Raw genomic sequence first — 11,251 nt, 5'->3', positions numbered from 1 at the left:
AAATAAACCAATATGAATATTATTAAGTAATTACTTAAAATTAAAGGGGGATTTAGACCTTATAAAGGGGGTGATTAAGACACAATATTATAAAGTTATCTTTTTTTAATTAATTATTTCGCAACGTGAAATAATAGTTAAAACAGACATTTACAATGTTTTTTATCTTGTCGGATCAGTGGTAAACTCAATGAGTAAGCAATTGGTTTCTTATACAACTGTTTAATGCTTAGACGTAAAATAAGACACTGAGTTATAGAGGGGAGCTATTTATTAACTGGCTTCATCTGTAGCTTTATGGATTTATAAAAATTATAACTATCGGAAAATTATTGGGTCTTGGTGTTATTTAAATGAAAGCTAATAAACGTACCATCGATGTAAAGTACTTGCGCACTTTTTCACATGTTGCAAGGCATAGAAGTTTTACTGCGGCAGCAGAAAGTCTATATTTAACCCAACCAGCCGTTTCACAACATATTAAAAAACTTGAATGTACTATAGGGGCTGAAGTCTTCGATCGAAAAGATGGATTCAATCTGACTAAACATGGTCAAATATTGCTTAGTTATACAGACAGAACAATGTCTTTATATGACCAATTATTTGACGAATTGGCTCAAGTAGATATGTTTGATCGGTACTCTATTGCGATATCTGATTCATTTGCCCCTGAATTGGTCGCGAAGGTAATTAGCTCTTTTAGAGTGTATAACGACGTCGAGTTGGCTATTACAAGTTATAGCGACATGAACTGTGTTGATAAAGATAACCACGATTTAGTCTTCGCTATTGGTGACACCACATCCGTGGAAGGTCGCGTTTTCCCCCTAAATAGAGAGCAATACATTTTAGCTTGCGACTGTGCCGTCAAACCTGAGGAGTGCTACCCTGAGCGAATCGTCTTTTGTAATACTTTAACTAGGCGAGATGCTGAAGTATTGCTTGATTCTTCTGGGGTGGATATTTCTAAGGTAAAACATTGGCTTACCACTTCTTCGTCTCGGTTGATGATCAATGAACTGCAAGCGGCAAATACTTTTGTTATCTGTCCTAGTTGGACATTAGGCGATTACAAGTGTAGTCAATATCCGCTATCCAAGTATATCGAGATGTACGTATGGTGTAATGATTCTGCTGCGAAGAAAATTGACCAAGAACGTTTGAGAAGTTTGATTACCGAAACATTCCGACTTACTTCTAAAGGCGTGGTTGGTAGACCACCTACGGGTCGCTTACTAACCAGTTGTGAAGTGATGTAGAAAAACGCCATGGCTATTGAATAAATAGACATGGCGTTTGTTTTAATAATGATTAAATTAATGACATGTAGAAGAAAAAGAGCCCACTTATACCAATTGGTATTGTGTAAGGGATACCATTCTCAAAAGGTGTTTTTTTTCGATAAACAGACATTAACCACATAACCAATATTTGAATCCCACCCAGTAATCCTATCGCTACTATTGCCGCTAACATATATTCATCGTTCACTCCTAAGAAAAGTGCGCCAATGAGTTTTACATCTCCGCCGCCTACAATATTTATCAACCAAAGTATAAAGAAACAAATAAAAACAGAGGTACTCACTGCGAGCTGAGTTAGTGGTTCTGGAGTAAAGAACAAGCTAAGTAGTGAAGTAATGAAGATAATAAGAAGAAATCGATGTTTCACAATTCTATAGCGAATGTCACCATAGAATATGAGTAAGACATTAACCAGGCAAGTTAGCCATAAAGCAAAATTTATATAATTCATTTTACTATTTTAAATGTGTTACTTCTAAATTCAAATCATTTTGGATAATAAAAAATTATGTAATGGATTTCATTACTTTTATAACAACATCTTATATGTAAATAAAAAAGCTTAATTGGTGTGATTGTTTCTGTTGATGTAAATTTTCTTCGTTCACGAAATGAGTGATTAATTCAAGGGAAATAGAGGTAAAAATGCTTTTAAATATCAATTCTAAACTTCGTAATATCCGCAAAAAATTTAAGTCTGACAAACGTGGTGTCACTGCTGTGGAATACGCAATCATCGCTGTAGCAATGTCTTCAATTATTCTATTTGTATTCAAAGATGGCACTTTGAAAACAACGTTAAATGATGCAATGGGTAAGATCTCTACGTCGATGGATAGTGCTAATTCAGCTGGTGGCAGTGGTAGTAAAGGCGGTACTGCCGACGGTAAACAAGGATAAGTTAACCCGTTATAAATTTAGAGAGAGGGGAAACCCTCTCTTTTAAGGTTTTTATTCTATGAGTAGAGCATTAATTTTTGTATTTGTTGCCATCACTATGTTTTTGGCTTTTTTTTACGTCAGTGATTTCTTTGACCAGCCAGAGCCTGTGGCCGTCGTGGAAAATGAAGTGTTTGTACAAGTCGCATTTGTTAATCGAACTGTGAACAAAGCTGATCCCGTCAATATTGATGCAATTGATATTCGTGAGTTTTCAGAGTCAGAAGCAAAACAGCATTCTTATACCCCTTATACGAGTATCAAGATTGAATCTGGCGCTCTATGGGCAAAAGATGTCACCGAAGGAACTCAACTAACGTCAAACTTGGTTTCTAACCCCGGCGAAAAAGATTACATGTATCTTTCGCTTAAAAAAGATCAGGTCCCTTATTACTACCTTTCTCAAGGCAGTAGCATTGTTGAGGCGTTACCAATACAACCTGGCGACCGTGTCAGCTTTGTCGCTACAACCTCATCTCAATCGAATTTATTAGAAAGCGGTTATTCCGATATCGATAGCTTAACAAGCAACGTCATTATTGATGGTGCATTAGTTTTACAGGCGATGAATGTGTCTGAAGATGATTCGTCAAACGAAGACTATGGCTTGATCATCGCGTTGACCGTTAAACAAGTACTTAAGCTTGAAATGGCACAAAAGATCGGAGCTATAACGTTGGTTCCTGCAAAGATGGTTCATAAATACTTATCTGTGAAAAGTAGCGATTTAATTGAGCATCGATTTGGCGTTCGACAGCTGAGAGGGAATTAAGGGTGTTCAATAAAAATATACTATTAGTCACATTAGGAGTGGCGCTATTACTCCCAGCTTCAGTCTCCGCAGGGGAGCTATTGAGCTTAGATAAAGGCGCAGCAAAAACCATTAACGTAAAACGCAACATCGACACCGTATTTGTCGCAGACACTCAAATTGCGGACTACAAGGTAATCGCAAATGGGAAGCTCGTGATTTACGGTATCGGTCGTGGTGCAACGTCGATCATTGCTTATGACCGAGCCGGAAACGAAATTTATAACGCAGAAGTGGTAGTCAACAAGAGTCTAAGACTTTTAAAGCAAACCATTATTGCGAGATATCCAGATGAAGACATTAAGCTGACCAATATTGGTGAGCAAATAGTCATTGATGGTGTTGTTAGCAGCGAAGAGATCAAAGACAAAGTTTACCGCCATGTTGGCGAGATGCTGAAAAAGAGTAAGCAAAGAAATACTTTTGAGCTGTCTGGCGCAAATGGAGAATCCGTTGATCCGCTTGACTATACAGCTACTTACGTTTTCGAAGATATCATCAACAACCTAAAAGTGCTCACTACCGATCAAATCAATGTGAAGTTGACGGTTGCAGAGGTTTCGAGCTCATTCTTAACAGAACTCGGCGTGTCATACGCAGAGACGAATGGTAAGTCGATTGGCGGAGCTGGTCAGTTTGTTAACAAAATCCTGGACTTTACGGCAGAAGATATCGTCGCGGTTATTTCAGCGAGTGGCAACGACAGTATCGGCCAAGTGCTGGCTGAGCCAAACCTGTCGGTAATTTCTGGCGAATCGGCGAGTTTTCTTGTCGGTGGTGAAATCCCAATCACCGTCCGAGACAACGATGGTATTTCCGTAACTTATAAAGAATACGGGGTAAAGCTGTCTATGGTTGCTAAGGTGACAGATTCAGAAAACATCCGCCTGTCACTGTTACCAGAAGTGAGTTCTATTGATAAAACCAATGGTGTGAACTCTGGTCTAGTTAGCGTCCCTTCGCTACGAACTCGAAAAGCTCAGACAACAGTTCAACTGAAAGATGGCCAAAGCTTCGTGTTAGCTGGTCTTTTAACGTCGGAAGAGCAGGAGTCATTGGCAAAAATCCCTTATCTAGGCGACATCCCAATTCTTGGTGCGTTATTCAGTAAGACCAATACCGAAAGAAGAAAGACGGAGTTGATCATCGTCGCGACAGTTAATCTTGTCGACCCTGTCAAAGAAACCGACATCAAGCTGCCGAAGTTCGAGCGAACGAGTGACCTTGAGCGCTTGCTGAAGCTCGATCTTTCGAAAGTTGATGACGAAGAATTGGAAAATACGATAAAGGCGGGAGGCTTTAACTAATGAAGGCAAACCTATTATTGGTCGTTTCCGTTTTACTGACCGGTTGCTCGGTATCGGTAACCCCAAATAAAACGACGGTAGACACCATTGTGGAAACCTTTGAGTTTCGAGTCACCAACAAAGACGTGGCAATGGATAAGTCGGTTAACTTTGTTAATCAAATCAATAGCCAATACCCAAAGTCTACGTTTGCAATCAATTACGACACCGAAGAGAGTCAATTTGTTGATGGTTTTGTAAAAGAAATCAAAGCCAAAGGCGTAAATAAACTGCGATACACACTGAACGCAAACAGTGAGGGCAAAGGTGTAAAAATCGTCGCGAAGTATCACAAGATTCAAGAACAAGCCTGTGGTGCTGTTTCATTCAATACTCTTAAAAATCATCCATTTGGATGCAGCTTGGAATACAACAGACGTTTGAGTATGACGAATCCTGTCGTGGAGTAAAAAATGGATTTAGATAACCTATTCAAAACGACTTCATCGAGTAAAGACAAAAAGAATAACACCATTGATCTGGTTGTTTCAGATGATATGGCTTTTCTGCAAGCGATCGATGAGCTCTATGCGATCGAAGGTTTCGCATCACCTCTTAAAGTAGATGATATCGATGATGAGAGTTGGCACAAAACAAGTGCAGAAATAAAGCATGTCGTTCTTGATTTGCGAGATTGTGGCGAGCTTGTTTCGGAAGTGGCGGAAATATCTTCAAGATTAGATGTGAGCATCTCTCTGATTGTGTTGAGCAACACGGACTCAATCTTGATGCGTGACAAAGTGCTGTCGTTAGGTGCGAACTACATTCTTTGGGATCCGGAACTTGATGGCTTGTTGGGCGCATTAAAAGAGTCTGGTAAAGACACATTTTCGCCAACGGTGAAGAAAAAGTCGCGAATCGCTAAAAGAGTCTTGATGCTTGGTAGTAAAGGCGGTGTTGGCGTGTCAACCATCAGTGCTTTTTTATCCCATAGCTTGAGCCAGCAAGCAAGCTTAAAAACGTTGCTTGTTGAACACGATACGCTGGCATTAAATTCGGATATTTTCTTGGGTTTAAAAGGGCTAAAGGCGCAACAAAATAGCATCGATTTAAACCAATCTGAGCTCGATGCCGCGATTGCTGGGAGCTATGTACACCCGATCAAAGACAAGCTTGATTTCCTTGCCCTTGAAAAGAACATTGCATGCATTAGTGACCATGCAGACTCTCTATTTAGAATTTCTAATGAGCTGGTGGATCAGTACAACTTCATCATAGATTCATTGCCTTTAAATGCGATAAACGAACTGACTTCAGAAGACATCAATGAAAGATACAACCGCATTTTTGTTGTTTGTGAACCTTCTGTTGCCTCGTTACGCGCTTACCACTCGATAAAGAAAAAATTAGGAAAGGCCGAGCATCGAATCATTTTTTCTATGACTCGATCGCAGAAGGATTACATGATGCCTCTCCAAGGCGCCAAAGAAAAAATTAAAGCGAAAGACACCATTGATTTTGTTTATGAAGCCAATTTGGAAAAGTTGATCATCCAACAGGGCATTCACAATACGGCGAAAATTAAGTTCACCCCAGCTATTGCAAATATGGTGAATTCGCTGACTGGTAAAAAAGTCAAAGTGCAGAAAAAGTTCGCGTGGTTTAAGAAATGAATCACCTAAAAGAAGTTTATATTGACATAAGAGACGAAATCTTTGACGCGCTTGATGCCGCTTCTTTAGTCGATGTCGAGCCATTGGAGCTTGAAAGCCAATTAAAAGACTCCGTCAATATTCTTATCGAGAAAAAGCAACTGCAAATCAGCAGTTTGAAGCGTTTAGATCTCGTCAAAGCACTACTGGATGAACTTAAAGGCTTAGGGCCGCTTCAAGCGTTGGTTGATAACGATGATATCTCGGACATTATGATCAATGGCCCGTCAGATATTTTCATCGAAATCAACGGCAAGGTAGAGAAGTCGCCAATCCAGTTCGTCAATGAAAAGCAGCTCAATACTATCGCCAAACGCATTGCATCCAATGTAGGGCGTCGAATTGATGAATCGAAACCGCTCTGTGATGCGCGTTTAGAAGATGGTAGTCGTGTAAACATCGTAATACCACCTCTTGCGATTGATGGTACTTCAATCTCAATTCGTAAGTTTAAAGAGCAAAAAATCAAGTTGGAAAACTTGGTTCAGTTTGGCGCGCTGTCCGTTGAAATGGCGAAGCTACTTTCCATTGCGAGCCACTGCAAGTGCAACATTCTTATTTCAGGTGGTACTGGTTCTGGTAAGACAACACTACTGAACGCTTTGTCAGGCTTTATCGGCAGTGGTGAACGTATTGTCACCATTGAAGATGCTGCCGAACTTCAGTTGCAGCAGCCGCACATTGTGCGTTTGGAAACGCGCCAAGCAAGCGTCGAAGGTACTGGTGAAATTACCGCCCGAGATTTGGTGATTAACGCCCTTCGTATGCGACCAGACAGAATCATCGTCGGTGAGTGTCGTGGCGGTGAGGCATTTGAAATGCTTCAAGCGATGAACACCGGTCACGATGGATCTATGTCAACACTGCACGCGAACACCCCTCGTGATGCAATTGCGCGTGTCGAGAGTATGGTAATGATGGCTACAGCAAGCCTACCGCTTGAGGCGATTCGTCGCACTATCGTGAGTGCGGTCGATCTGATCGTCCAAGTACGAAGACTGCATGATGGTAGTCGTAAAATATTGTTCATCAGTGAGATCGTTGGCCTCGAAGGGAACAGCGTGGTGATGGAAGATATTTTCCGCTTTGAGAACAATGGTGTAGGTGATGAAGGAAAAATCTCAGGTGAGTTCCGAACGCCAGGTCTTTCTAAACGTTCTGTGATTTATGAGAGAGCTAAGTTCTTCGGCTTAGATGGGGCACTTCAGGAGTTGTTCTCATGATGCTGATCGTCATTTCACTATGGGTTGCTGTCGCGTTATTCCTGTTTATTGGTCATGTGAAAAGACAAAAAGAAATCACGTCTATCATTGAACAGTCCAATACATTCGAGGGCGTTACTGGCTCCCGAGCGGTTATCGACTCGGAGAGTTTTGATGTTAGCTATAAAAAGAAAGTAAAGGACAAATTTAAGCAGCTGAAAAAGCTGCTGAGCCCAAATGCGGGACTAAAACTGATCGGCTTTTTCGCTGCGTCTTCGATAGCTGTTTACTGCGTTAATGATTGGTTTTTTATGTTTGAGTACTGGAAAGTGCTGCTGGCGTTAGAACCAATATTATTTGTGATGTTTATACTCAAACTAAGTGGTATCCAAGCGCAGCGATTCAAGGACAACTTTCCAGATGCACTAAACATATTGTCGGGTGCACTCTCTTCGGGACAAAGTATTGTTCATGCGTTCGAATACGTAGGAACTCAGCTTGATAATGAAGTTGGCGAAGAGTTCAAAAAGATGTCAGAACGACTTCTGATTGGTGAAGACCCAGACGATGTATTGGCACGAAGTGCAGCTTCGTTTCCTTACGTTGAGTACTTTTTCTTTGCCGCAACAATTCGAATCAACTTGAGTCGAGGTGGGCAGCTAAAAGACGTGATTAACCGCATCAACCGAATCATGTTTGAAGCGAGGGCAATCGAGAAAAAGAAAAATGCGTTGACGTCGGAAGCGCGTGCATCAGCAAAAATTATCGCGGCGTTGCCAGTTATCTTTATCATGATTTTGAAAGTGACCAGCCCGGAAAACTATAACTTCGTAATGTTTGAAGAAGGGGGAAAGCCCATCTTTTATTACGTCTTGGTTAGTGAAGCTATTGGGTTCTTCTTTATCTACATGATATTAAGAGGAGTTAGGTAATGGTTGATATTAAGTTAATCTTCTTAGCGCTCGGTTTAATTATCTCGTTATCTGCCGCGTATTACTCGTTAAAGGTGTTTGATAAAACCAAAGCAAATATTTCAACAAAAAAGATTATTGACTCAACCCAAGAAAAAACGCCTTTTGTTGACAAATTATCGTTACATCTTTCTCGATTATCTTTTAATAAAGAAGAAACAAAAAATAATTTGGTTAGAGCAGGTATTCATAGCGAGTTTATTGCTCAAGCCTATTATCTGTTGAAAATTATACCCTTGGTTTTTTGTTTGGCGTTTATTGGCTACTCCTACATTCAAGGAGAGATGGAGTTTTCCTCCGCGTTTATTTCATTCTCGCTTTCTATGCTTGTTTGTTTGATCGCGCCGGATATGTATATCTCATCGCGAGGGAATGCAAACGTGCGACATGTAAGTAGTCGGCTACCTTTCTTACTGGATTTGATGAACGTTTGTGTACACACAGGGATGACGTTAGAAGCAAGCTTGGATTACTTGTCGAACGAGCTAAAAACGGTCGATGAAAACCTTGCTTATGTCGTTAAGAAAACGTCAGAACGGGCCAAAATTGTTGGGTTAGACCGAGCTCTCACCGAGTTTTACGACTTAGTCCCAACGACGGAAGCACAAAGCTTCGTCATGACGCTTACTCAAAGCTTAAAGTACGGGTCATCCGTGGGTGCGGTATTAGCCTCTCTTGCTTCTGATATTCGAGAAATAAACATGCTCGAACTGGAAGAAAAAATCGGCAAGATGGGGGCAAAAATGTCGATCCCAATGATCGCTTTTATCATGATTCCTATTGTTGTTCTAATCGCAGCGCCAGGGATAATGAGGATGCTAGGATAATGAATATAAAAAACTATTTCTCTCTTTTGGTGTTACTTTTTTTAAGTGGTTGTTCAACTATCAATCAAGAATTAGTAACAAAAGAAAAATTACTGACTAACTCTGGTCAAACTGAACAGCTTATTGAATTTTATAAAGCGAACTTAGTCGAAGTCCCGAGTTATAAGATAAAACTGATCAATTTATATTTGGATAATAAAGACCAAAAATCCGCTGAGTTATACATAAACACTCTAGAGAAAAAGGATCTTAAAGACCCAGATATTATTTATATCTTAGCTAAGCTTGAATATTTAAAATCCAATTACGATGCGAGTGAACGTTACTTAGAAGAGTATTTAGATAATGGTGGTCCAGAGGGTGATTACTACCTTCTAAAAGGCAAAATACTTGCGCGTAAAAAAGACTACGATGGTGCAATTTCTCACTTCAATGACAGTAAGAAGAATGGCGCATCAGACCGTGAGGCAAACAACAATATTGCGGTAGTGATGATGCTGCAAGGCAGACCAGAGCCCGCGATGGAGCTGCTCTATGGCTTGTTTGCTGCCAATCCAAATGATGAAAAGGTACGTTCAAATCTCCTTTTGGCGTCGACTCGGTCGAATCGTCCGGATGTGGCGTTGGAGGTTTTGAAACACGACAGTAGCGAGCAAGACGCACGAGTCAAACTGAAAAAGCTCATGAAGAGCGTTAAACCTCTGAGTAAAAAAATAGATACAAAAGTTCCACCCAAACAGGTCGCGAAGTCAAAGGAAAAGAAAAATATGGAAATGGATACGAAATCTGTCGATTTGAAACCAAAGTACGTAGCGCGCTCAGTATTAGACCCGCAAAACTTACGTCCTAAAGCGCCGTCAATTTATCGAATTCAAGTATTAGCAACCTATAAAGTCATTCCGTCAGATTACCTAAATTATCTGAAAGGCAACTATGGCAAAGTGTATTCCTACACTCACGGCTTATGGAAGCGTTATTGCGTTGGTGAGTTTAGCGATATAGATGATGCAAAGAAGTTTCTTGAAAACATGAATATCAAAGGTGCTTTTGTCGTTGATTACACGAAGAAAAGGTACGTTGAATTATGATCAAGTTTCAAAAAGGAAGTTTGACGGTCGAAGTTGCGATGGGCTTACCCGTTTTGATCATGGTGCTATTTACCTGGTTTGACTTGTCTGTACTTACGTATTCGATGGGGGTAACCGACCATGCGCTGACGACAGCTGTGATGAGTAGTAAAAAACAAGGTAGTTCTAGCAACTCGGAAAAAGTGGACTATCAAGATGTGGTCAAAACCAAACTAGAATCTAGCGGTGGTGCCTTATGGTCGAAGGTTGTTGACCATTCATCGGTATCTGCATCGGTCTATTACTTTAAAAATTTGTCTGATTTTGTTCAATGTAACCGTAGCGGCCAAGCCTTAGATGATTGCCCCAATGTCAAAAAGGGCGATGCAGTGGCGAACTCAGTCAATATGCCGATAGCCATCTATCAATTGAGTTTCACTTATCACCCTTTGTTTAACTTTGTTATGCCAAGCATGAGCATTAATCGAGAGATGGTCGCAGTTCAAGAATATGAACGATGCACTTTCAAATTAGGTGAGGAGATCACTTGTGGTGGCTAAGTCGAAACAAACCGGAGCCTTTATCGTTGAACTCGCATTGGTATTACTCTTTTTTGGTTCAATCATTGCCATGCATATCAACTACACGATCGCAGTAAACAAGAAAGGGCAGTTGGATAGAGTGGTTTATTCCATCGTAAGCGTCATAAGCGAGCGTCGACAGTTGTTCGCCAACGAACTTAATATTTGTGGTGAGAACGGTAGACATTGTGAGGCACAAGTAAATAACGCGTTTTACATGGCGAAAGGCATGCTGAAACGTACGTTACCAGATTTTGATGCCAGCGAATTAGGCATGAGAATCACGGAGCTCTCGTTAGAAGAAAAGGACACTAAGCTCGTTACGTTTACCAACTTCAAAGGCAAAACAGAAGATTGTAATTTTCCAGATCTGAAGGAAATCACGGTGGCAGAAGCGAAGAAGCTATTACCACTGACGACACAGAACCGACGTCTTCCGCTTTATCACGTATCTCTATGCTACAAAACACCTTTCAATATCATCGGTGTAATGCGTGGTGAGCCGATCAAGGTTGTGACCAGTTCATACTCATTTGCAAGGATTTAAT

The 11,251-nt window shown here is 40.6% G+C and carries 13 protein-coding genes; 12 read left to right on the top strand and 1 reads right to left on the bottom strand.

The window, feature by feature from the left end:
- The first annotated feature begins 353 nt into the window (after positions 1-353).
- On the top strand, positions 354-1,262 hold the full coding sequence (locus BIW15_RS22125) for a LysR family transcriptional regulator (protein WP_005454057.1): 909 nt from the start codon (positions 354-356) through the stop codon (positions 1,260-1,262).
- 52 nt (positions 1,263-1,314) lie between these two features.
- Here BIW15_RS22125 and BIW15_RS22120 read toward each other — a convergent pair whose 3' ends face one another.
- Positions 1,315-1,758 (bottom strand): prepilin peptidase, encoded by a 444-nt coding sequence (locus BIW15_RS22120; protein WP_024702891.1) that lies wholly within the window; start codon positions 1,756-1,758, stop codon positions 1,315-1,317.
- 194 nt (positions 1,759-1,952) lie between these two features.
- On the opposite strand from BIW15_RS22120, the gene BIW15_RS22115 reads away from it, so the two are divergent.
- Genes BIW15_RS22115 through tadF form a run of 11 tightly spaced genes read left to right on the top strand, consistent with a single transcriptional unit; the run spans position 1,953 to position 11,250 of the window.
- Positions 1,953-2,207: a Flp family type IVb pilin gene (locus tag BIW15_RS22115; protein WP_045608109.1), complete on the top strand. Its 255-nt coding sequence runs from the start codon at positions 1,953-1,955 to the stop codon at positions 2,205-2,207.
- A gap of 58 nt (positions 2,208-2,265) precedes the next feature.
- Positions 2,266-3,018, top strand: a complete 753-nt coding sequence (locus BIW15_RS22110; RefSeq protein WP_005481305.1) for a hypothetical protein — start codon at positions 2,266-2,268, stop codon at positions 3,016-3,018.
- A gap of 2 nt (positions 3,019-3,020) precedes the next feature.
- Positions 3,021-4,364, top strand: coding sequence for a type II and III secretion system protein family protein (locus BIW15_RS22105; RefSeq protein ID WP_005454128.1), 1,344 nt, complete (start codon positions 3,021-3,023; stop codon positions 4,362-4,364).
- The gene (locus BIW15_RS22100) at positions 4,364-4,813 is read left to right on the top strand and encodes a hypothetical protein (RefSeq protein WP_005454289.1); all 450 of its coding nucleotides are present in this window, start codon (positions 4,364-4,366) and stop codon (positions 4,811-4,813) included. The genes BIW15_RS22105 and BIW15_RS22100 overlap by 1 nt, the downstream gene beginning before the upstream one ends.
- Positions 4,814-4,816: 3 nt before the next feature.
- Positions 4,817-6,016, top strand: coding sequence for an AAA family ATPase (locus BIW15_RS22095; protein WP_005454059.1), 1,200 nt, complete (start codon positions 4,817-4,819; stop codon positions 6,014-6,016).
- Positions 6,013-7,278 (top strand): CpaF family protein, encoded by a 1,266-nt coding sequence (locus BIW15_RS22090; protein ID WP_077281622.1) that lies wholly within the window; start codon positions 6,013-6,015, stop codon positions 7,276-7,278. Before BIW15_RS22095 ends, BIW15_RS22090 begins: the two co-directional genes overlap by 4 nt.
- Entirely contained in the window at positions 7,275-8,189 is a 915-nt protein-coding gene (locus BIW15_RS22085; RefSeq protein ID WP_015313136.1) for a type II secretion system F family protein, read from the top strand. The genes BIW15_RS22090 and BIW15_RS22085 overlap by 4 nt, the downstream gene beginning before the upstream one ends.
- On the top strand, positions 8,189-9,055 hold the full coding sequence (locus tag BIW15_RS22080; RefSeq protein ID WP_005481282.1) for a type II secretion system F family protein: 867 nt from the start codon (positions 8,189-8,191) through the stop codon (positions 9,053-9,055). The genes BIW15_RS22085 and BIW15_RS22080 overlap by 1 nt, the downstream gene beginning before the upstream one ends.
- Positions 9,055-10,143 (top strand): lipopolysaccharide assembly protein LapB, encoded by a 1,089-nt coding sequence (locus tag BIW15_RS22075; RefSeq protein ID WP_020835205.1) that lies wholly within the window; start codon positions 9,055-9,057, stop codon positions 10,141-10,143. Before BIW15_RS22080 ends, BIW15_RS22075 begins: the two co-directional genes overlap by 1 nt.
- Entirely contained in the window at positions 10,140-10,682 is a 543-nt protein-coding gene (locus tag BIW15_RS22070; protein WP_005454147.1) for a TadE family protein, read from the top strand. The genes BIW15_RS22075 and BIW15_RS22070 overlap by 4 nt, the downstream gene beginning before the upstream one ends.
- Positions 10,672-11,250, top strand: a complete 579-nt coding sequence (gene tadF, locus BIW15_RS22065) for a tight adherence pilus pseudopilin TadF (protein ID WP_005498630.1) — start codon at positions 10,672-10,674, stop codon at positions 11,248-11,250. Before BIW15_RS22070 ends, tadF begins: the two co-directional genes overlap by 11 nt.
- The last annotated feature ends 1 nt before the right edge of the window (position 11,251 follow it).

This window comes from Vibrio sp. SALL6 (assembly GCF_002002385.1).
In the GTDB taxonomy this organism is placed as follows: domain Bacteria; phylum Pseudomonadota; class Gammaproteobacteria; order Enterobacterales; family Vibrionaceae; genus Vibrio; species Vibrio parahaemolyticus.
The sequence above is the reverse complement of the archived record's forward strand: the minus strand, read 5'-3'. Positions and strand labels throughout refer to the sequence as shown.

Bases quoted from the DNA above. Each gene is read 5' to 3' on its own strand.
- BIW15_RS22125 (WP_005454057.1), top strand. From the start codon at position 354: ATGAAAGCTAATAAACGTACCATCGATGTAAAGTACTTGCGCACTTTT.
- BIW15_RS22120 (WP_024702891.1), bottom strand. From the start codon at position 1,758: ATGAATTATATAAATTTTGCTTTATGGCTAACTTGCCTGGTTAATGTC.
- BIW15_RS22115 (WP_045608109.1), top strand. From the start codon at position 1,953: ATGCTTTTAAATATCAATTCTAAACTTCGTAATATCCGCAAAAAATTT.
- BIW15_RS22110 (WP_005481305.1), top strand. From the start codon at position 2,266: ATGAGTAGAGCATTAATTTTTGTATTTGTTGCCATCACTATGTTTTTG.
- BIW15_RS22100 (WP_005454289.1), top strand. From the start codon at position 4,364: ATGAAGGCAAACCTATTATTGGTCGTTTCCGTTTTACTGACCGGTTGC.
- BIW15_RS22095 (WP_005454059.1), top strand. From the start codon at position 4,817: ATGGATTTAGATAACCTATTCAAAACGACTTCATCGAGTAAAGACAAA.
- BIW15_RS22090 (WP_077281622.1), top strand. From the start codon at position 6,013: ATGAATCACCTAAAAGAAGTTTATATTGACATAAGAGACGAAATCTTT.
- BIW15_RS22085 (WP_015313136.1), top strand. From the start codon at position 7,275: ATGATGCTGATCGTCATTTCACTATGGGTTGCTGTCGCGTTATTCCTG.
- BIW15_RS22080 (WP_005481282.1), top strand. From the start codon at position 8,189: ATGGTTGATATTAAGTTAATCTTCTTAGCGCTCGGTTTAATTATCTCG.
- BIW15_RS22075 (WP_020835205.1), top strand. From the start codon at position 9,055: ATGAATATAAAAAACTATTTCTCTCTTTTGGTGTTACTTTTTTTAAGT.
- BIW15_RS22070 (WP_005454147.1), top strand. From the start codon at position 10,140: ATGATCAAGTTTCAAAAAGGAAGTTTGACGGTCGAAGTTGCGATGGGC.